A 20,536-nucleotide genomic window follows, 5' to 3' on the forward strand; every position below is an offset into this window, starting at 1 on the left:
CCTGCTCGGAGATCATCCGCTGCAGTACGCCCTCCTCGATGGCCTTGACCATGCCGCCCTGGCGCTCGAGGTCGTCCATGATCTCGACCACTCGCTCTTCCATCGCGTCGGTCAGCGCCTCGACGTAGTACGAGCCGCCGAGGGGATCGGCCACCTTGGCCACGCCGGTCTCGTAGGCCAGGATCTGCTGTGTCCGCAGGGCGAGGGTGGCCGACTCCTCGGTGGGGATGGCGAAGGGCTCGTCCCACGCGGCGGTGAACATCGACTGCACGCCGCCGAGCACCGACGCCATCGCCTCGTACGCGACGCGGACGATGTTGTTGTGCGCCTGTGGCGCGTACAGCGACGCGCCACCCGCCACGCAACCGACCCTGAACATGCACGAGCGGTCGTCTTTCGCGCCGTAGCGCTCCCGGACGATCCGCGCCCAGCGCCGGCGGCCAGCGCGGTACTTCGCGATCTCCTCGAAGAAGTCGCCGTGCGTGTAGAAGAAGAACGACACCTGCGGTGCGAACTCGTCGATCGTCATGCGACCGCGCGCGATCACCTCGTCGCAGTACGTGATGCCGTCCATGAGCGTGAACGCCATCTCCTGCGCCGCGTTCGCGCCCGCGTCGCGGAAGTGCGCGCCCGCGACGGAGATCGCGTTGAAGCGGGGAACGTCCTGCGCGCAGAACTCGATCGTGTCGGCGATCAACCGCAACGACGGGCGCGGCGGCCAGATCCACGTGCCGCGGCTCACGTACTCCTTGAGGATGTCGTTCTGGATGGTGCCGCGCAGCTCGGCCCGGTCGACGCCCTGCTTCTCCCCGACCGCGACGTAGAAGGCGAGCAGGATCGCGGCGGTCCCGTTGATCGTGAAGCTCGTGCTGATCGCGTCGAGCGGGATGCCGTCGAACAGGATCTCCGCGTCGGCGAGGGTGTCGAGCGCGACACCGACCCGGCCGACCTCCTCCTCGACGTCGGGATGGTCGGAGTCGTAGCCGCACTGGGTCGGGAGGTCGAGCGCGACCGACAGCCCGGTGCCGCCCTGGTCGAGCAGGTACCGGTACCGCGCGTTGGATTCCTCCGGCGTCCCGAAGCCCGAGTACTGGCGGATCGTCCAGAGCCGGCCCCGGTAGCCGTCGGCGAAGTTGCCCCGGGTGAAGGGGAACGTCCCGGGGGACGGCAGCTCCTCCGGCCGCGGGAGGTCCCCGGGCCCGTAGCTCGTGGCGAGCGGGATCCCGGCCTCGCTGCGGACCTCACCGTTCACACCGTCAGGCTAACGGAAATCCGATATGCAGGAAACCGAAACGCCTGTCACGCGGTAAGCGAGAACGATATTCTCGGGCTCGTGGAGCCGGGCGTGCGGGTCGACCTCGAGGCGGGCGTCGCCGTCGTGACGATCGACCGGCCCGACGTCCGTAACGCGATCGGGTTCGCCACGATGGACGAGCTGGCCCGCGCACTCGACCGGGTGCTCGCGTCGGACGCCGCGGTGCTCGTCCTGCGGGGCGGCGGGGACCGCGCGTTCGTCTCCGGCGGGGACATCAAGGAGCTCGACCGCCTCCGCACGCACGACGACGCGCTCGCGATGGCGCGCCGGATGCGTCGCCTCCTCGATCGCGTCGCGGACCTTCCGATCCCGGTGCTCGCGGCGCTGAACGGTCACGCGCTCGGCGGCGGCGCCGAGGTCGCCATCGCGGCCGACATCCGGATCGCCGCCGACGACGTGAGGATCGGGTTCAACCAGGTGAGCCTCGGGATCATGCCGGCGTGGGGTGGTGCCGAGCGGCTCGCGGCGACGATCGGACGCGGGCGCGCGCTCCTCGCGATCGCGACCGGCGAGCTGTACGGCGCGCTCGACGCCCAACGCCTCGGGCTCGTGGACGTCGTCGTCCCGCGCGCGACCTTCGAGGACGACTGGCGCGCGCTCGCAGCCCGCATGGCGGCGACGGCGCCAGGCGCGACCCGGGCCGTGAAGTCGGTGATCGCGGCGGCGGTCCCGGCGGTCCACGCGGAGCTCGCCGCCGGCGCGACCGACGCGTTCGCACGCCTGTGGACGGCGGACGCGCACTGGGCCGCGGTCGACGCGCTGCAGCAGCGGCGGACGGACGTCACGCGCGGAACGCCGTTTCCGCGGACGGACCGCTGATAGCGTCGTCCATGAACAAGGCGGTTTCCGACATGGCAGAACCCGAAGCAGCGGAAGATGCGAACCAGCCCGCGTGGCGTGAGCGTGCGGTCTCACGCAGCCTGAACGCGGCCCGGTCCCGCGCCGAGCGCCGGGTCCAGCGGTTCCTGGACGCCGCGTTCGAGCTGATCGACGAGAAGGGCACGACCGAGTTCACGATCCAGGAGGTCCTGGACCGGTCGAAGCAGTCGCTGCGCGGCTTCTACCAGTACTTCGACGGCAAGGACGAGCTCCTCCTCGCGCTGTTCGAGGAGACGCTGCAGGAGACGACCGAGGACCTGGCCCGGGTCGTGGAGTCCGAGTCCGACCCGATGGAACGGCTGCGCGCGTTCACGATCCGGCTGCACGAGTGGTGCGACCCGACCGAGACGCCCCGCAAGCGGGGCACGCACAACCGCCGCCCGATCATGGAGTTCTCCGTCCAGCTCTCGTTCAACCATCCCGAGCGCGTGAACGCGGCGATGGCACCGATCTCGCAGATGCTCACGGAGCTGCTCGACGACGCCAAGGCGGCCGGCGCCGTCCACGTCGACGACACACGGCGCGCGGCCGCGCTGATGGAGCAGACCGTCATCTACAGCTGGTTCGGCAACCGGCTCGTCGCGAACCCGCGCCTGCGCCTCACCGCCGACGACACTTGGGAGTTCTGCCTGCACGGCCTCGGGGCGTGAGTCAGTCCCAGTCGAGATCGAGCATGCGGATCGCGTTCCCGCGCAGCACCTTGTAGCGCTGCTCGTCGGTCAGCGACTTCGTCAGCCGCTCGACCTCCTCGCGCACGAAGGGCCACGTCGTGTCGGTGTGCGGGTAGTCGGTCTCGAAGCAGATGTTGTCCTCGCCGACCTCGTCGATCGACGAGATGCCGTGCAGGTCGTTCGTGAAGCACCCGAAGATCCGGCCCCGGTAGTACGTCGACGGCGGCTCCGGGATCGTCTCCTTCGCGCGCGTCCAGTTGGAGTGGTACTCCCAGGTGTTGTCCGCGCGCTCGAGCGCGTACGGGATCCAACCGATCTGGCCCTCCGAGTACGCGAGCTTCAGCTCCGGGTACCGCACGAGCACGCCGGAGAAGAAGTAGTCGGCGAGCGACGCCATCGAGTTGTTGAACGACAGCATGATGTCCGTCGACGGCGGCGCGTCCGGCGACGCCGCCGGCATCTTCGACGACGACCCGATGTGCATGCACAGCGTGGTGCGGGTCTCCTCGCACACCGCGAACAGCGGGTCCCAGTAGCCGGTGTGGATGCTCGGCAGGCCGAGGTGCGTGGGGATCTCGCTGAAGCAGATCGCACGCGCGCCGCGTGCCGCGTTGCGCTGGACCTCGGCGACCGCGAGGTCGACGTCCCACAGTGGAATGAGGCACAACGGGATCAGGTGACCGTCGGACTGGCCGCACCAGTCCTCGATCATCCAGTCGTTGTAGGCCTTGACGCACTCGAGACCGAGCTCGTGGTCCGAGCCCTCCATGAACGTCTGGCCGCAGAAGCGTGGGAAGGTCGGGAACGCGAGCGAGCCGTCGACGCCGCACATCGCGAGGTCCTCGACGCGCGCCTTCGGGTCGTAGCACCCGGGGCGCATCTCGTCGTACGTGAGCGCGCCGATGAACATGCGCGACCGGTCGAAGCGCGAGACGTCACCGTCGGGGGTCGCGTCGAGCGGGATCGCGACGTGGCGCTTGTGCACGTAGATCAGACGGTCCTCGTAGAGCCAGTAGTCGCCCCACGCGCCGTCCTCGGTCATCTCCTGCTTGTACGACGCGCCGACGTCGAGCGAGAAGTCGCCCCAGCGCGCGCGCTCGACCCGGGGTCCCTTCTCGCGCATGCGCGCGGGCAGGCGGTCCTGCCAGAGGTCGGGCGGCTCGACGACGTGGTCGTCGACGCTGATCATGCCGGGCAGGTCGTCCACCGGGCGTCCCTCCTCCTCGCGGACCTACTGGCTCTTCGCGGACCTACTGGGCGTCGGCGAGCGGGTCGTGCTGACGGCCCGAGTCGAAGCCGCCGTGCTTGCGCATGAACGTCGTCGAGCGACGGCGGATGCGCCAGCCGTCGCTCGTGCGGACGTACTGGTCGTTGTACCAACCGAGCCGCATCGCATGCGTCGTCTGGTCGATGAAGACGAAGTGCTGCATGCCGGACGCGGTGTCGCCGTCGAGCTCGACGACCGGCATGTTCCCGATGAACTGCCCGCGAGGCGCCGCGGCCAGGAGCGCGGGGAACCGCTCCAGCGTGTACGGCGTGCCGAACGCGTTGTACTCACCGTCCGGCGTGAACACCTCCAGCCACCGGTCCTGCACGAACTGGCTGGTGAGCATCATGTAGCGGGCACACAGCGCGTGGATCTCGACCAGGTCCGCGACCCGGTCGGGATCGCGCCCGCCCTGGCGCCCGCCGGCGCGCGGAAGGCTCGCACTCACGAGGCGAGAATATCGTTTCCGCGGACGGGTCACCAACGGATGACGGCGGTCGCGGCCGTCATCCCCGCGCCGAAGCCGGTCAGCAGCACGAGGTCGCCCGGCGTGAGGTCGCGCCCGTCGAGCGCCGCGCACAGCGCGATCGGCACCGAGCCGGCCGACGTGTTGCCCGTGGTCGCGAGCGTCGTCGCGGTCCGGTGCGCGTCGATCCCGAGGCGCTCGCAGCCCGCGGCGATGATCCGCGTGTTCGCCTGGTGCGGGACGAACAGCGCGATCTCATCGGCGGTCACGCCGGCAGCCGTCATCGCGCGCGACGCGGACTCGACCATCGTGCGCACAGCGAAGCGGAACACGGCGCGCCCGTCCATCACGATCGGGCCGTCGTGGCGCGCGCACAACAGGTCATACGCCGCGGGTTCGGTGCTCGCGTGCCAGCCGAGGAGCGCGCTGCCGTCGGCACGACCGTCGTTCGACACCAGCACGGCGCCCGCGCCGTCGCCGAACAGGATCGCGGTGCTGCAGTCGGCGGGGTCGACGATGCTCGTCATGACGTCCGCGCCCACGACGAGGACGTTGCTCGCACCGATCGCGAGGAACCCGTACGCGCTCAGCAGCGCGTAGACGAAGCCGGTGCACGCCGCGTTGAGGTCGAACGTCGCGCAACCGAGGCCGACGCGACGGGCGACGTCGGCCGCGGTCGCGGGCAGGCGCACGTCGGATGTCGACGTCGCGAGGATGAGGAGGTCGACGTCGTCGGCAGCGTGATCTCCGAGCGCGCGCGCGGCGGCCTCGCTCGCGAGCGACGCGACGTCGCCACCGGTGCGCCGTTCGTTGATCCCGCAGCGTTCGACGATCCAGTCGGGAGGCAACGCGAACCGGCGCTCGAGCTCGGGATTCGCGAGCACGCCGTCGGGAAGTGCCGCGCCGAGACCGCGGATCGTGCCGAGCATCGGGGCTGCTCCCGGCCGCGGCGCGAAGCAACGCGACCGCGTGTCCGCCACGGTCGTGGGCGGCACGATCGCGTCGCGTTGCGGTGTGGCCTCGACCTGGCTCATCCCCGACGTCCCCGCTCGATCGATGTCACCCGCGTCGGCACGCAGCGTTCGGGCGGACACCGTGTGCGACGGACGCTATCTGACGCATCCGTCACGTTCCAGAGCCGTCGGCATCCGCGAGAGCTACTGGCGAGTAAGGAAATCGAGGATCGCGTCGGTCACTCGGTACTGCGCGCCGGGCACCTGCCGCTCCGTCGAGGTCGCCTGCAGCCCGCCGGCCCACGGATGCCCGCCGCCGACGACCGAGAGCAGCTCGACGTCCCGGCCGGGTGGGCACCCGGCGTACCGCAGGCGGGTCACGCCGGGCGCCTGCGTCCCGTCCACCGGCGGCGTCGCGCAGTGGTTGCGCGTCGCGAGCGCGGCGATCGTCTGCTTCACGGGCGGGATGGGCACCGTCTGACCGATCCCGAGGCCACCGTCGTAGAGCACGACGGGGTCGGCGGTCCCGTGCACGGAGATCACCCCGTACGTCACGTTCGCCGGGCACGTCGAGGGGATCGTCGCCTCGACCATCGCGACCGCCGCGAACCGGAACGGCGGGTGGCAGACGAGGAAGCCGGTGAACGCGGACCCGGCGGAATGACCGGCGGCGTAGACGTGGTGGGGATCGATGCACGCGTGCGACGTGACGTCGCGCACCAGCGCGTCCGCGAACGCGTAGTCGTCGGCGCTTCCCGGCCCGAGGAACCGCCACGTGCGCGGCGTCCCGGTGCCGTCGGGCGTCACGACGACGAACCCGCGCGCCGTGCCGGCCTGCTCCATGCCGGTGTCCGCGTCGATCGCCTCCTTGCTCGACGCGAACCCGTGGAACAGGACGATCAGCGGATGGCGCGACCCGCCCGCGCGCGGCATCGCGACCCGGTACGCGCGGCCGTCGAACGTGTACGTGCCGGACGCGAGCGACGGCTCGCACCTGCTCGTCACCCGCGTCACGCGAGAACGCGACGTGCAGGCCGCGAGTGCGACGCACACGACGACGACCATCGGGATCGAAGAACGGCGACCACGCATGCATCCGGGATCATGCACCGTCCCGGTGCCGGCGCGTCACGACCGCGTTCCGACCGTGCTCATCCGAGGCCGAGCGCCGCACCGACCGCGGCGCGCGGGCCGGGGCCTGCGAGCGCGTGGACGTGGACGACACGACCGTCGTCCAGGGTCAGCAGGACCAACGCGAGAACCTGGTGCTCCTGCAGCGCGACGATCCCGACGCGGTCGCCGACGGGCATGTGCAGCAACGTCGGGCGCACGCCGGGCCCGAGGTAGCGCAGGATGTTCTGCGCGACGTCGTGCGCGCCGACGCGGTGCGCGCCGACATCGCCGTCACCGTGGACCGACGGGTCGAGCAACCTGAGGAGCGCGTCGACGTCACCGTTCGTGCACGCCTCGACGAACCGTTCGCCGACCTGCCGCTGCAACGCGGAGTCGACCGGGAAGCGACCCGTCGTCGACTCGGCCCGCAGCCGCCGGCGGGCGCGGCTCGCGAGCTGCCGGCACGCGGCCGGGCTGCGCCCGACGATCGCGGCGACCTCGTCGAAGTCGTACTGGAACACGTCGTGCAGGACGAACGAGGTCCGTTCCGCGGGGCTCAGCAGCGCGAGAACCGCGTGCATCGCCATCGTCACGTTGTCGACGAGCGCGATGTGCTCGGACGGCTCGGGCGTGTGCACGTCGGGCACGCCGCGCGGGTCGCCCGAGACGTCGACGAGGTCGGTCGGGTTGCGTCGCCGGGCGCGGAGACGGTCGAGGCAGAGCCGGCCGGTGACGACCACGAGCCAGGCCTCGGGATCGTCGAGGTGCTCGATGTCGGTCCGTGCGAGACGCGCAAACGACTCCTGCACGACGTCTTCCGCGTCGCGCACGTCGAGCAGCATGCGAAAGGCGAGATCGAGCATCCGGCGCCGGTGCGCGGCCCAGAGCGCACCGAAGCGCGGGTCGTCGACGCCCGTCCCCGTGTGATCCGGCGGTTGCATCACCGTCCTCCAGGCTTCCTCACGCGCCCACGCGCTCCTCGTACTGCGGGCGCCACACGTTCTCGTACGTCTCGCGCACCGGCGGAGGCAGCATCCCGAGGACGTCGTTCGTCCGCTGCGGGTCGGCGCCCGCGAGCAGCCACGGGAAGAACTCCGCCGCGTCGTCTGCGCCCATCCGCGCCTGGATCTGCGCGCCGACCTGACCCCACTCCTCGGGTGAGAAGCTCGCCTGGATCAGCGGGAGCGCGTCGCGCTCCTCGTGCGCGAGGTGGGCGTCGAGGCTCGCGGCGAGCTCGTCGAGCGCGGCGGCCAGCGGGTGTCCGCCCGTCGCGCGCGCCCGCTCGACGGCGGCGAGGAGCGGCTCGATGCGGGCGTGCTCGTCGACCATCTGCGCGAGCACCGGGACCTCGCCCGTGAGCGGCTCGAGACGGTCGCGCACCGCCGGCCAGACGAGGTCGTCCTCGCTCGTGTGGTGGAAGTGCAGCTGCCGTGTGAAGACGTCCCATGCGCGGTGCGGCAGCTCGTCCGACGCAGCGGCGTCGCGGAAGCAGGCGACGTCACGCCGGAACGCGTCGTGCGAGGCGAGCATGATCGTCAGGTCGACACCTTCCATCTGCTTGCTCATGTCGAGGCTCCTTTCGAGAGATGTGCGGACGAAGCCGGGCCCTGGCCGGAGGCCGGGAGGGCCCGGCCCGAGGGGGCCCGAGATGTGTGCCAAGGTCAGCGGGTGCGGGCGAAACGCGTGACGGCGAAGCAGCACGACACGGCGAAGATGCCGGCGAGCCAGGCGAGGCTGAGCACGACCCAGTACGTCGTCGTGTGACCGACGCCGGCGACGTTGGCGCCGCCGAGCATCAGGCTGCGCACGCCATTGATCAGCACGGTGACCGGTTGGTTGGCCGCGAACGGCTGCATCCATCCCGGCATCGAGCTCACGGGCACGTACGCGCTCGACAGGAACGTGATCGGGATGACGAGCAGCGACGCCGTGCCCTGGGCCGCCTGCGCGTTGCCGGCGAGCAGCCCGAGACCGATGAACAGCCACGTGAACGCGTAGGTGGCGACGAGCATGAGCGCGAAGGCGAGCACGACCGCGCCGAGCGCGGCGTCGGTGCGGAACCCGACAGCGAAGCCGAGCAGCGCGGCGACGAGCAGCACCCACGAGGACAGCGCGCCGTCCGCGAGCGAGCGGCCGGCCATGACGGCGGCGCGTGGGATCGGGAGCGACCGGAACCGGTCGTGCACGCCGCTCGCCGCGTCCTCCGCGATCCCGGCCGGTGCGTTCATCCCCGTCCACAGCGCGACCGTCGCGAGGAACCCGGGGACGAGGAAGTCCACGTAGTCGACCGCGCGACCGGCGTGGATCGCGCCGCCGAAGATGTAGCGGAAGATGAACAGGAAGAGCGCGCCGGTGATCGTCGGCAGGACGACGAGCTGCGGCGTGCGCAGGTACTGCAGCACGGTGCGTCGCGCCGCCTGTCCGGTCGCGGTGAGGAAGCCCGCGCCGGTCCCCGCTGCGATCTTCGGTGCAGCGGCGCGCGCGTCGCGTGTGACGTCGGTGGTGACGGCGGTCATGGTCAGTCTCCAGGGGTCAGGCCGCGTCCGCGGCGGAGTCGTCGGGATCGGGACCGGACGTCCCGATCGGCTGTCCGGTGAGCGCGAGGAACACCTCGTCGAGCGACGGCCGGCGCAGGCCGACGTCGTCGATCGCGATCCCTCGCTCGTCGAGAAGGCGCACGACGACCGCGAGCTGCGCGGCACCGCCGTCGGTCGGGACCGAGACCCGTTGCGTGTCGGCGTCCGACGTCGGTGTCTCGCGCGCGACGGACGTCAGCAGCTCCTCGACGGCCGGCAGGTCGCCCGCGCCCCGCGGACGGACCTCGATCACGTCGCGCCCGGCACGGTCCTTCAGCTCGTCCGGGGTTCCCGCGTCGATGACCCGCCCGTGGTTGACGATCACGACGTCACGCGCGAGCTGGTCCGCCTCCTCGAGGTACTGGGTCGTCAGCAGCACGTCGACGCCGTCCGCGACGAGGTTGCGGATCGCGTTCCAGAGCTCGGCGCGGCCCCGCGGGTCGAGGCCGGTCGTCGGCTCGTCGAGCAGGAGCAGGCGCGGCCGGCCGACGAGACTGGCGCCGAGGTCGAGTCGCCGGCGCATCCCGCCCGAGTACGTCCGGACCAGACGGTCGGCCGCGTCGTCCAGCGCAAGACGCTCCAGCACCGCCTGAGCCGCGGCCCGGGCCGCGCGGCGATCCAGGCCGAACATCCGCGCGACGAGCTCGACGTTCTCGCGTCCGGTCATCGCGGGCTCGACCGATGCGTACTGCCCCGCCAGGCCGATGACCTCGCGCACGCGTCGGGGGTCGCGTCCTACGTCGATGCCCGCGACGCGCAGCACACCCGCGTCGGGGCGGACGAGCGTCGCGACGGCGTTGACAAAGGTCGTCTTGCCCGCGCCGTTCGGGCCGAGCAGCGCGGTGACGCGTCCCGACTCGGCCCTCACGTCGAGCCCCGCGAGGGCCTGCACGTCGCCGAAGCGCTTGACCAGTCCTTCCGTCTCGATGATCGCGGTCATGCGCTCTCCTCCCGTCCGAGCTCGTTCGTCGTCAGGAGTGAGGACGCCGCGGCGCGCCGATGTGTGACACGTGTGACGCGCGTCGCTCGGGCGGGTGTCGCCGCGCCGCTAGTGCAGAGGCAGGGCCCGCGTGTGCTCGAGCTGCACCGCGCGCAGTTGGTGCGGGTCGAGATCGAGCAGCTGCAGGATCGTCGGCGCGATCTGCGTCGTCTCGACGTCTTCGCCGACGACGCGCCCGCGCGGGATCGACGCGCCCGAGACGACCAGCGCGACGTCGCGGTCCTGCGGGTTCGCCCCGCCGTGCTCCGCGATCTTGCCCTTTCCGCCCGTGTAGACGACGCCGACCTGGCTGATCCCGACGACGTCGGGAACGCGCGGGTCGGCGCCCGGCACGTGGAAGAGATCGGCGGCGTCCTCGCCCGCGCGGACGTCACGTAGACCGGACGCGGTGAACGGCTTCGGGTTGCCCGCGACGTCGTTCCCGATCCCCGAGTAGCCGAGGAGGAACCGCTTCGCGAAGTCGGTCGCGGTGGCCGAACGGTCGTTGAGCCAGATCAACATGCCGTCGTCGTCGACCGCGAAGGCGACGAGCGGCCGCACCGAGCTCGGATGCGCGGTCTTCCAGGCCGCGTTCAGCGCGTCGAGGATCGGTCCGTCGTCGATGCGCGTCAGCTCGGTCGGGTCCTGCGGTGACTGGCCGTGCTTGGCCGACAGGATGATGACCGTGCTGCGCGCGAGACCCGCACGGTCGATCGCGGCCAGCATCGCGCCCACGCGCGTGTCGACGTAGTCGAGCGCGCCGCGCAACACCGGTTCGGGGATCGTGCCGCCGGGCTCGTAGCCACCCGGGAGCTTCGTCGTACCCGAGGTCGCCGTCACCGACCGCGGCAGCTTCTGCGCCGTCGAGACCGTCTGGAAGTTCATCCCGAAGATGGCGGGCGTCCCGACCCGGGTCCGGCCGCTGTGGTCGAACCCGTCGATCTCGTTGATCACCGCGCGGACCTTGAAGTCGTCGTACTGCTGCGTGAGCGTGTTGACGGATGTCCAGTCGCCCGGCGAGCCGATCGTCGGCGAGTCGCTGTTGATCTCGGGCGTGAACAGGTCCTGGACACCGGTGCCCGAAGGGCCGTCGAGGATCTCGTACGCAGGGTGCTTGTCCGACCACGCGGTCCGGAGTCCCGCCGCGCGCGCGACCTCGAACACGGTGTTCACGCGCAGATACGAGTGCGGGTACACGGGTGAGCACGTCTTCGGATCGACGGGGAGCTGCTTCGGGTCGATGACGGCGCGCGGATCCGCCGTCATGCCGAGGATGCTCGCCGGGAGGCCGGCGAGCCCCTGACCCGCGTCGAGCGCGTGCTGGTCGAGGTCGAGTGCCTCGAAGTACGTGACCTCGGTGCCGGGCCTCGTGGTGGCGCACGCCGCGCCCGTCGTGCCGGGTGGCAGCAGCGCGTGGTTGTACGTGTCGTCGTAGTAGATCCCGGTGCTCGACGGGTCGCCCCCGGTGACCTGACCGACCATCCCCGGGAACGAGTCCGAGGGGAACGGCGTGCGCGCGTCGGTGAACTGCGTGCCGTCACGTGTCAGGGACGCGAGCGCCGAGTGCGGATGCGACGCGACGTACCACGCCAGATCCGCCGCGTGGAGGCCGTCGACGGACAGCAACAGGACGTGATGCGCGTCGGTGTCCCTGCGCCCTCGGCCGCGGTCGCGCTCGCTCGCCGCGGCGGGGGCGACGAGCGCGACCGCGACGGTCGCGATGGCGACGAGTCCGATGATCGCGAGCCGGCGCAGAGACGCGTGCTTCACCATGACCGTCCTTCGACGTGTGCGAGGTCGGGTCAGAGCATGCGCGAGCCGTCTTGCGAACGGGCGTGGTCACGGCGAACGCGACGTGAAGACTCGGCCAACGTCGGCCGTCGCGCGGCTGCTCAGGCGAGCAGGTCGGGCGCCGCGTACGCGGCGCGCGCCGCGGTCGAGCGCGTCGACGGCGTGCTGGGCGTCGACGTGCACGGCAGCGAGGTGCTCGTGTCCACGACCGACGGACCCGCGGCGATCGGAGAGGTCGCGATCGCGCTGTCGCGCAGCGGTGTCGCGATCCGCGATCTCACGCTGCGGACGCCGACGCTCGATGACGTGTTCCTCGAGCTGACCGGCCCTCGCATCGACCGCGGCGGGACCGACGACGACATGGACGACGAGACCACGGAGGAGGTCGCGTGATGACTGCGATCGACACTGCCCCGACCATCCGCACGCAACCCCGCCGGACGGCCGCCCGGCTGGCCGGGTTCGTCGCCGACGTCATGACGATCGCGGGTCGGGCGCTGCGCGCGGTGCCGCGCGACCTCGAGTCGGTGATGCCGCCGGTGTTCATCTCGTTGTTCTTCTTCCTCGTGAACGTCGCGACGCTGCAGCGCCTGACCGAGCGCTCGATCGCGCACTTCGACTACCGCGCGTTCCAGATGCCGACGGCGATCCTGCTCGGTGTGACCGGCGTGTCCCGCGCGCCGGCGCTCGTCATGACGTGCAGAACGGCTGCTTCGACCGTCTGCTGCCGACACCGGTCCGGCGGCTCGCGATCCTGCTCGGCCACCTCTGCGCGAACGTCGCCGTCGCGGCCGGGCTCACCGTGCCGATCCTGCTCGTCGGCTTCGCGCTCGGCGTGCGGTTCGAGACCGGACCGCTCGGCGTGATCGTGTTCGTCGCGTTCGCCGCGGTGTGGAGCCTCGCATTCTCGGGGTTCGGGTACGCGATCGCGTTGAAGACGGGGAACCCGGGCGCGGTGAACTCGACGTTCCTGCTGTTCTTCCCGTTCCTGTTCCTGACGACGTCGTACGTGCCGCGGAGCCAGCTCACCGGGTGGCTGCACACGGTGGCGGCGTGGAACCCCGTGACGTACCTGCTCGAGGGGATGCGTTCGCTGGTGTCGAGCGGGTGGGGCGCGGCACGTCTCGGCGAGGCGTTGCTCGCGGTGGTCGCCGTCGGCGCGCTGAGCATGACGCTGTGCTTCAGCGCGTTGCGCGCCCGTCTCCGTCGGGGGTGACGCGCTCGAGTCGAGCGATGAACGCCGAGCCGTATTGCCACATCAGGTCGTCGCCGTCGCGCCAGCGACGGACCTCGGCCCCGGGCAGACCACGCGGACGCAGCACGAGCGCGCCGTCCTCGAACGTCGCGGCGACCGCGATGGGCGTCGTCAGGTCGGCGGCCGCGACGTCGTTCACGCCGTGCTCGTAGCTGCCGTCGGCGACCATGTCGTGCACGACGCCGCTCGACGTGACGACGACGCGCCGGCCCGCCTGCTCGATGCGCTCGACGTGTCGGTGGACCGGGTGGTCGTCGGCGAGCGGATCGGCGGCGTCGACGGCGGCGACCCTCCACAGCCCGCGCAGATCCGGCGCGCCCGCGACGACGGGGTCGTCGCATCCCGCGAGAACGGGCGGAGGCATCTGCGCGCCGTACCCGCCCGGCGGCGTGTGCGCGGTCGGGATGTCGCGCACGCTCGTCACGCGGTCACCTTCGCTCGCTGAAGTTGCACATACTGTGCAGGTCGCGTCGACGACGAGCAAGCACTCGAGGGCCCACCATGAAGATCACGCTGCTCGGCACCGGCAGCCCGATCCCCGATGCGCAACGCGCGGGCGCCGCCACCCTCGTGCGAGCGGACGGCGTGACCGTGCTCGTCGACTGCGGCCGAGCCGTGCTGATGCGGCTCGCGGCGGCCGGCGTGCTGCCGGTGATGCTCGACGGCCTGCTGATCACGCACCTGCACAGCGACCACATCACCGACCTCAACGACGTGATCACGACGCACTGGGTGATGAGCCAGACGCCCACGCCGCTGCGCGTCGCGGGTCCGGTCGGCACGCGCCACGTCGTCGACGCGACGCTCGACGCGCTCGCGCACGACATCGGGTACCGGCTCGCGCACCACGCGGACCTCACGTGGCGGCCGCTCGTCGACGTGACGGAGGTCGCGCCGGGCGACACGTTCACGGTCGGCTCCGCCGACGTCCGTGTCGCCGCGACCGACCATCGTCCTGTGGAGCCGAGCCTCGCGTACCGCATCGAGCACGGCGGACGGTCCGTCGTCGTCGCGGGCGACGGTGTGCCGTGCGCGTCGCTCGACGAGGTGTGCGCGGGCGCGGACGCGTACGTCCAGACAGTGCTGCGCGCCGACATCGTTCGCAACGTTCCGAATGCGCGGTTCCAGGACATCCTCGACTACCACTCGAGCGTGGAGGACGCGGCACGCACCGCCGCGCGCGCGGGCGTCGGCACGCTCCTGCTGACCCACTACATCCCCTCGCTCCCGGCCGGCGCGGAGGACGAGTGGCGCGCGCTGGCCGCGCAGCACTTCGCGGGCGTGGTCGTCCTCGGCGACGACCTCACGACCGTCGAGCTCTGACGGAGGGGTCGCGCGCCTCAGGGCGCGAGCAGGTTGCCGAGGGCGCCGCCGACGATGAGGGCCGCGAACACCCCCGCGACGCCGACGAGCAGCCACATCCCGTCGGATCGGCGCATGCCCTCGAACCGGCGAGCCAGAGCGCGCATCACGAGCTGATCGTGCGCCGGGAGTCTGAGAGATCGCGCGACGTGGTGCAACGTGATGGCAAAACGTTCGGCGACGGTCCCGCGCGGTCGTCGGCCGTCGGGGCAATCCCCGGTCGCCGCGTGCCCGTAGTGAGCGCGTGGCACGGCGACGGGTGGGCCGGCGGGTGGTCGGGGAGCACGCGGCCCAGTGGGCCGCGACGGCACTGGTGGCGCTGGTCGTCCTGCTCGTCGTCCAGGCGTGCGGTGCCGGGTCGGGTCACGGCCGCGCGACCGTCCCGCCGACGCGTCACGTCGTCGAGGATCTCGACATGCAGCCCGCCGACTTCCGGAACATCCTGACGATGACGAAGGTGCGCGGCTTCTACATCGACAACCGGCTCGGTCACCTGGCCGAGGCGTTGCGGGTCGCGAGCTCGCCCACCGGTGGCGCGTATCCCGTCGGGACGATCATCCAGCTCGTCCCGCAGGAGGCGATGGTGAAGCGCCGTGCCGGGTTCGACCCCGCGACGCACGACTGGGAGTTCTTCTCGCTGCGCGTGAGCGCGCAGGGCACGGTGATCCTGCGGCGCGGGACGACGGGCGTCGTCAACCAGTTCGGCGGCGAGTGCGTCTCGTGCCACAGTGCCGCGCAGCCGCAGTTCGACATGGTGTGCGAGCACACCCACGGCTGCGCCCCGCTGCCGATCGGCGACGACGTCATCGCCAAGGTGCAGCTCGCCGATCCCCGCCCGCGCCCTCGCTGACCTGCGAAATCGCTCAACCGGCGCTCCAGCCCGCCGATAGCGCGCGTGTGGCGACGCGGTCGCCGTGCGGCGTCACGCCGCGATCAGCAGAGGCGCGCCCGATGGGCAGAGCAAGCGCGACAGCGAGCAGTGGGGTCCCGAGCCAGCGCTCGGACGACCGCGCTCGCCGTGCCGACGCGGCCCGCAGTCGGGACCGGCGGCGGTCGCTCACGTCCCTCTCATCGGTGTGGGTCGCGACGCCGCTGACCGCGATCGCGTTCTTCGGGCTGTCCCGCGCCGGTCTGCTCGGCAGCGTCCCCTTCCCGGTCCTCCTCGCACTGCTCGCGGGCGCGGGCATCACCGCCGAGGTGACGCTCCAACGCTGCGGCGACGAGCCGAGCGATCGGCGTGTGCAGGTCGCGGTCGCGCTGCAGATCCTGGCCACGACGTCGATCATCTACGCGATCGGCTGGGGTCCGACGCTGGTGATCGGCTACGTGTTCGTCGTCGCCCGGTGCATCGACCAGGTCGGCTCGCGCGCGTGGCGGCCCGCCGCGTGGTGGACCGTCGTCGGCATCGGTCTCGGGCAGGCGGCGATCGCCGTCGGGCTCGTGCCGAGCTACGTCCGTTCGCCCTACGTCCACGGTCTCGCCGCGCTCGCGGCGCTCGGCACCGTGTTCGTCGTGCACCTCGTCGGGACGAAGACCGCCGACAGCGAGCGCGCGCAGAGCGAGCTGCGCGCGAGCGAGGCGAGCTTCCGCGAGCTCTTCGCCGACAACCCGCAACCGATGTGGCTGTACGACGCCGAGACGCTCCAGTTCGTCGAGGTCAACAGCGCGGCGACCCGGCACTACGGCTACACGCGCGACGAGTTCCTCGGCCGGCGGATCACCGACATCCGGCCCCGCGACGACCGCGAGCGGCTGGCGGGCGAGCTCGCGCGTCGCGTCGACGGGCACAACTCCACGACGACGCATCACAGCCTGAAGGACGGGCGCGTCATCGACGTCGAGGTCCGCTCGACCGCGTTCGTCTTCGAGGGGCGCGACGCGGTGCTCGTCACCGTGCAGGACGTGACCGAGCGCGTCGCGCTCGAGGCCCAGCTGCGACACCAGGCGTTCCACGACCCGCTGACCAACCTGGCGAACCGTGCGCTGTTCCTGGACCGGGTGGGGCACGCGCTCGAACGTCAGGTGCGTGACCCGTCGGGCGTCGCGGTGTTGCTCCTCGACCTGGACGGCTTCAAGACGGTGAACGACGGGCTCGGTCACTCGGTCGGCGACGAGCTCCTCGTCGCGGTCGCGGACCGGTTGCGCGCGGTCCTGCGCGCCAGCGACACCGCCGCGCGCCTCGGCGGCGACGAGTTCGCCGTGCTGCTGGAGCAGGTCGAGTCGCGCGACGAGGCACTGGACATCGCGGGGCGGATGCTCGACGTGTTCACGGCGCCGTTCTGCGTCTCGCACACCGAGGTGTTCGTCCGTGCGAGCATCGGCGTCGCGCTCGGCGACGACCACGTGCTCGTCGCCGACGATCTCGTGCGCAACGCGGACGCGGCGATGTACCGCGCGAAGGCGCGCGGCAAGGGTTGCGTCCAGATGTTCGAGCCCGCGATGCACACGGCGGCGGTCGCGCGCCTCGAGCTCGAGAACGACCTGCAGCGCGCGCTCGACCAGGGCGAGTTCACGCTGCACTACCAGCCCGTCGTCGCGATCGCGACCGGGGAGGTGGTGACGCTCGAAGCGCTGCTGCGGTGGCAGCACCCCGTCCACGGCCTCGTGCCGCCCGACCGGTTCATCCCGGTCGCCGAGGACAACGGCCTGATCGTCCCGATCGGCCGCTGGGTGCTGCGCGAGGCGTGCGCGTACGCGAAGCAGCTGCGTGCCGGGGCGTCGCGCGGAGCCATCGGTGTCGCGGTCAACCTGTCGGCACGACAGCTCGGCGACCCCACGCTGGTGCGCGACGTCGCGTCCGTGCTGCACGACACGCAGCTCGAGCCGGCCGCGTTGACGCTCGAGATCACCGAGACGGTGCTCATCGACGACCCGGCCGCCGCGGCGGCGCGGCTCGCGGAGCTCAAGGGCCTCGGCGTGTCGATCGCGATCGACGACTTCGGCACCGGCTACTCGTCGCTGAGCTCGTTGCAGCACCTGCCCGTCGACACGCTGAAGATCGACAAGGCGTTCATCGACGACGTCACCGTCGGGCGGGAGGCGGCCGGGATCGTGCAGACCATCGTGCGGCTCGCGCGGACGTTCCATCTCTCGACGGTGGCCGAGGGCGTCGAGGAGCCGACCCAGCTCGCCCGGCTCCAGCGACTCGGCTGCGACCACGTGCAGGGGTACTGCTTCTCGCGCCCGATCCCGGCGGCCGAGGTCGACCGGTTCCTGACGGAGCACGCGCTGCGCCGCGAGCAGCACAGCGACACCGCCGTCTGACGTCGCGCTCCGCGGGCACAATTGCGGCTTCCGCACGCTCGAAGAGGAGATCGCGGTGGCGCGTCACGACATCGAGTTCGAGCTACCCCGCAACGTCGTGTTGAACAGCGACGTCCGGTTCATCGTGAACAGCGACGACCAGCGACTCGGAGAGCTCGGCGTGAGCCGAGGGTCGATCGCGTGGACGCCGAATCACTCGATCACGCTGCATCTCGATTGGGAGCAGTTCGACGCGCTGATGCGCGACCACGGCCGCCGGCGCTGAGCCGGCGGACGCGCCCGTCACGACGGCTGGGCGGTGACGACCATCCACGGTGTGCCGAACCGGTCGATGCACATGCCGAACGCCGGGGAGAAGAACGTCTCGGTCAGCGGCATCTGCGTCTCGCCGCCGTCCGCGAGCGCGGCGAACACCTCGTGCGCGTGGTCGACGTCCGTGGCGTCCACGCTCACGCACATCCCGCGCACGTGCCCGTCGAACCCGCCCGTCGGGTCGTCGGCGCCCATGAGGAGCTGATCACCCGACGTCAACGCCGCGTGTGCGACGAGATCCGCCTTCTCGGCCGGGACCGGTTCGCTGCCCGGCGTCTCGGGCATGTCCGACATCGCGAGCAGGACGAGCTCGCCGCCGAAGATCTCCTGGTAGCGGGTGAACGCCGCGCGGCAGTCCCCCGCGAAGGCGAGGTACGGGGTGAACGCCATGGCTCCTCCTCGAGGTCCGAGCCGTCGTGTCGCTCATCGGACGTCGTACCCCGGCCGCGCTCATCGGTCGCTCCGCGATTTCGCGCGAAATGCCAGCCCCTCTTCAGGTGGTTCTCAGCGGAGGGGCCAACCATGGGCCGGAGACGAAAGGAACGCCCGGTGCCGCTGATCGAAGACCACGGCGTGATGTGGAGCCCACCCGGCCGGGGCTCCGACACGACCGCGCCGCCTCCCCCTCCCCCGCCGCCGCCCACGGACGAGCCCGGCTGGACGCCGCCCCCTCCGCCGCGTCCCACGACGGGCCGGTCGTTCCTCGCGATGGTGCTCGCCGTGCTCCTCGCTGCGGGCGTCGTCGGGACCGTGCTGTGGCGCGAGCGCTCGGCGACGTCGACCGGCGTGACGTTCGCGTCGCGGCCCTCGGGCAACGTCGCCGCGATCGCGGGCTCGGTCGACCGAGCGATCGTCGACATCAACACGACGCTCCGCTACGAGAACGCGCGCGCCGCGGGGACGGGCGTCGTGATCACGTCGAACGGCGAGGTGCTCACCAACAACCACGTGATCGACGGCGCGACGAGCATCAGCGCAACGGACGTCGGCAACGGTCAGACGTACTCGGCCCACGTCGTCGGCTACGACGTCAGCCACGACCTCGCGGTGCTGCAGCTCGACAACGCGTCCGGGCTCGCGACCGCGAAGCTCGCGACGTCCGACGTCGGCGTGGGCGCGTCGACCATCGCGATCGGCAACGCGGGCGGCACGGGCGGGACGCCCGCGGTCACCACGGGAACCGTCACACGGCTGGGCGTGTCGATCACGGCGTCCGACGAGTTCGGCAGCACCGGCGAGCAGCTCGAGGGCCTGATCCAGACGAACGCACAGCTCGAACCGGGCGACTCCGGTGGGCCGCTGGTCGACATGAATGGCCGCGTGGTCGGGATCGACACCGCGACGACGTCCGGCTTCCGGTTCAACGACGCGGGCAGCGCGAGCTACGCGATCCCGATCACGACCGCGATCCGGATCGCCGACCAGATCGAGGCGGGCCAGACGTCGTCGACGAACCACGTGGGCGAGAGCGCGTTCCTCGGTGTGCAGGTCTCGCCGGACGACTCGCAGAGCGGTGCGGTCGTCGCGGGCGTCGAGGACGGCACGCCGGCGGCGTCGACCGACCTCGCCGCGGGCGACGTCATCACCGCGGTGAACGGGACGGCGATCTCGTCGGCGGACGACCTCACCGCTGCGATCGAGCAGCACAAGCCGGGCGACAAGGTCCGGATCGAGTGGACCGACCAGTCCGGCGACACGCACAGCGCTACCGTGACCCTCGGAGCAGGGCCCGCGCGCTGAGCACGACGCAGCGACGCAGGTGCGCGCGGCTGACGCGAGGCTGACGCGCAGCGCCTGGATCGCGTTGCCGCCGTAGCCGAGGCGATTCCATGCAGGCGTGTCGGGCTGTGTCCGGTCCGCGAGGTCGGTCGCGCGGGCACGCACGACGACCTCGCCCGATGTCTCGTGTCGCGTGATCAGCTCCCACCACTGCCACCGCCCGCGCTGGCGTTCCCCGATGAGCCGAGCGGGAAGCCAGGGACTGTCGCCAACCCGCACGTCGACCCGTGCGATGGGCGCCGCGCCGGACCACGCGATGCCCCGTACGACGAGGTCGCCGGCAGGCATCGAGACGTCAGCCGTCGGCTCGGTGATGATCGAGCGCACCTGCTGCAAGCGGACCGGCTCGCGCACGACCGCGCCGTCGCGCTCCCACTCGTACACGTAGCGGTCCGTTTGGAAGTAGCCGTCGAACTCGGCACCGAGGAGCTCGATGGCGGTGACCCACTTGACGGACGCGACCGCATACCACCCCGGAACGACGAGGCGCAGCGGGAACCCGTGCTGGACGGGAAGCGGATCGCCGTTCACCGCGTACGCGAGCAGCGCGCCCG

General features: G+C 71.5%; 22 protein-coding genes. 9 read left to right on the top strand and 13 right to left on the bottom strand.

Features of this window, described 5'->3' with window-relative positions:
* Positions 1-1,252 (bottom strand): methylmalonyl-CoA mutase family protein (locus tag VFC33_08315; protein ID HZR13239.1); only part of this gene is annotated, 1,252 nt, incomplete at its 3' end.
* Positions 1,253-1,333: 81 nt separating this feature from the next.
* On the opposite strand from VFC33_08315, the gene VFC33_08320 reads away from it, so the two are divergent.
* Both VFC33_08320 and VFC33_08325 read left to right on the top strand, forming a co-directional pair.
* Positions 1,334-2,134 (top strand): enoyl-CoA hydratase/isomerase family protein, encoded by an 801-nt coding sequence (locus VFC33_08320; protein HZR13240.1) that lies wholly within the window; start codon positions 1,334-1,336, stop codon positions 2,132-2,134.
* Between the two features lie 32 nt (positions 2,135-2,166).
* Positions 2,167-2,844 (top strand): TetR/AcrR family transcriptional regulator, encoded by a 678-nt coding sequence (locus VFC33_08325; protein HZR13241.1) that lies wholly within the window; start codon positions 2,167-2,169, stop codon positions 2,842-2,844.
* Position 2,845: 1 nt separating this feature from the next.
* Here the strand turns inward: VFC33_08325 and VFC33_08330 are convergent, their stop codons facing one another.
* From VFC33_08330 to VFC33_08370, 9 genes are all read right to left on the bottom strand, one after another.
* Positions 2,846-4,054, bottom strand: a complete 1,209-nt coding sequence (locus tag VFC33_08330; protein ID HZR13242.1) for an amidohydrolase family protein — start codon at positions 4,052-4,054, stop codon at positions 2,846-2,848.
* 61 nt (positions 4,055-4,115) lie between these two features.
* Positions 4,116-4,514 carry a nuclear transport factor 2 family protein gene (locus VFC33_08335; GenBank protein ID HZR13243.1) on the bottom strand — a complete coding sequence of 133 codons (399 nt, stop codon included), beginning with the start codon at positions 4,512-4,514 and terminating at the stop codon, positions 4,116-4,118.
* A gap of 95 nt (positions 4,515-4,609) precedes the next feature.
* Positions 4,610-5,692, bottom strand: a complete 1,083-nt coding sequence (locus VFC33_08340; protein HZR13244.1) for a beta-ketoacyl-ACP synthase 3 — start codon at positions 5,690-5,692, stop codon at positions 4,610-4,612.
* Between the two features lie 63 nt (positions 5,693-5,755).
* Complete coding sequence (locus VFC33_08345; GenBank protein ID HZR13245.1) at positions 5,756-6,565, bottom strand: PHB depolymerase family esterase; 810 nt, start codon at positions 6,563-6,565, stop codon at positions 5,756-5,758.
* A gap of 137 nt (positions 6,566-6,702) precedes the next feature.
* Complete coding sequence (locus VFC33_08350; protein HZR13246.1) at positions 6,703-7,605, bottom strand: sigma-70 family RNA polymerase sigma factor; 903 nt, start codon at positions 7,603-7,605, stop codon at positions 6,703-6,705.
* Between the two features lie 19 nt (positions 7,606-7,624).
* Complete coding sequence (locus VFC33_08355; GenBank protein ID HZR13247.1) at positions 7,625-8,230, bottom strand: hemerythrin domain-containing protein; 606 nt, start codon at positions 8,228-8,230, stop codon at positions 7,625-7,627.
* Positions 8,231-8,325: 95 nt separating this feature from the next.
* Positions 8,326-9,180: an ABC transporter permease gene (locus VFC33_08360; protein HZR13248.1), complete on the bottom strand. Its 855-nt coding sequence runs from the start codon at positions 9,178-9,180 to the stop codon at positions 8,326-8,328.
* 16 nt (positions 9,181-9,196) lie between these two features.
* Positions 9,197-10,180 carry an ATP-binding cassette domain-containing protein gene (locus tag VFC33_08365; GenBank protein ID HZR13249.1) on the bottom strand — a complete coding sequence of 328 codons (984 nt, stop codon included), beginning with the start codon at positions 10,178-10,180 and terminating at the stop codon, positions 9,197-9,199.
* 108 nt (positions 10,181-10,288) lie between these two features.
* Complete coding sequence (locus VFC33_08370; protein HZR13250.1) at positions 10,289-11,989, bottom strand: alkaline phosphatase family protein; 1,701 nt, start codon at positions 11,987-11,989, stop codon at positions 10,289-10,291.
* A gap of 39 nt (positions 11,990-12,028) precedes the next feature.
* On the opposite strand from VFC33_08370, the gene VFC33_08375 reads away from it, so the two are divergent.
* Positions 12,029-12,403, top strand: coding sequence for a hypothetical protein (locus VFC33_08375; GenBank protein HZR13251.1), 375 nt, complete (start codon positions 12,029-12,031; stop codon positions 12,401-12,403).
* Between the two features lie 304 nt (positions 12,404-12,707).
* Complete coding sequence (locus VFC33_08380; protein ID HZR13252.1) at positions 12,708-13,226, top strand: ABC transporter permease; 519 nt, start codon at positions 12,708-12,710, stop codon at positions 13,224-13,226.
* Here the strand turns inward: VFC33_08380 and VFC33_08385 are convergent.
* Positions 13,192-13,689: a hypothetical protein gene (locus tag VFC33_08385; GenBank protein ID HZR13253.1), complete on the bottom strand. Its 498-nt coding sequence runs from the start codon at positions 13,687-13,689 to the stop codon at positions 13,192-13,194. The genes VFC33_08380 and VFC33_08385 overlap by 35 nt on opposite strands.
* A gap of 77 nt (positions 13,690-13,766) precedes the next feature.
* On the opposite strand from VFC33_08385, the gene VFC33_08390 reads away from it, so the two are divergent.
* Positions 13,767-14,588 (top strand): ribonuclease Z, encoded by an 822-nt coding sequence (locus tag VFC33_08390; protein ID HZR13254.1) that lies wholly within the window; start codon positions 13,767-13,769, stop codon positions 14,586-14,588.
* A 17-nt stretch (positions 14,589-14,605) separates the two neighbouring features.
* Here the strand turns inward: VFC33_08390 and VFC33_08395 are convergent, their stop codons facing one another.
* Positions 14,606-14,737 carry a hypothetical protein gene (locus VFC33_08395; GenBank protein HZR13255.1) on the bottom strand — a complete coding sequence of 44 codons (132 nt, stop codon included), beginning with the start codon at positions 14,735-14,737 and terminating at the stop codon, positions 14,606-14,608.
* A gap of 134 nt (positions 14,738-14,871) precedes the next feature.
* On the opposite strand from VFC33_08395, the gene VFC33_08400 reads away from it, so the two are divergent.
* The 3 genes from VFC33_08400 to VFC33_08410 all read left to right on the top strand — a co-directional run bounded on the left by VFC33_08400 (position 14,872) and on the right by VFC33_08410 (position 18,156).
* Positions 14,872-15,477 carry a hypothetical protein gene (locus VFC33_08400; protein ID HZR13256.1) on the top strand — a complete coding sequence of 202 codons (606 nt, stop codon included), beginning with the start codon at positions 14,872-14,874 and terminating at the stop codon, positions 15,475-15,477.
* Between the two features lie 224 nt (positions 15,478-15,701).
* Complete coding sequence (locus VFC33_08405) at positions 15,702-17,891, top strand: EAL domain-containing protein (protein ID HZR13257.1); 2,190 nt, start codon at positions 15,702-15,704, stop codon at positions 17,889-17,891.
* Between the two features lie 55 nt (positions 17,892-17,946).
* On the top strand, positions 17,947-18,156 hold the full coding sequence (locus tag VFC33_08410; GenBank protein ID HZR13258.1) for a hypothetical protein: 210 nt from the start codon (positions 17,947-17,949) through the stop codon (positions 18,154-18,156).
* Between the two features lie 17 nt (positions 18,157-18,173).
* Here VFC33_08410 and VFC33_08415 read toward each other — a convergent pair whose 3' ends face one another.
* Positions 18,174-18,593 carry a VOC family protein gene (locus tag VFC33_08415; GenBank protein ID HZR13259.1) on the bottom strand — a complete coding sequence of 140 codons (420 nt, stop codon included), beginning with the start codon at positions 18,591-18,593 and terminating at the stop codon, positions 18,174-18,176.
* A gap of 159 nt (positions 18,594-18,752) precedes the next feature.
* Here VFC33_08415 and VFC33_08420 point away from each other — a divergent pair, with 159 nt between their 5' ends.
* On the top strand, positions 18,753-19,943 hold the full coding sequence (locus VFC33_08420) for a trypsin-like peptidase domain-containing protein (protein ID HZR13260.1): 1,191 nt from the start codon (positions 18,753-18,755) through the stop codon (positions 19,941-19,943).
* Positions 19,944-20,536 lie beyond the last annotated feature (593 nt).

The organism is Acidimicrobiia bacterium (assembly GCA_035651955.1).
Taxonomy (GTDB): domain Bacteria; phylum Actinomycetota; class Acidimicrobiia; order IMCC26256; family JAMXLJ01; genus JAMXLJ01.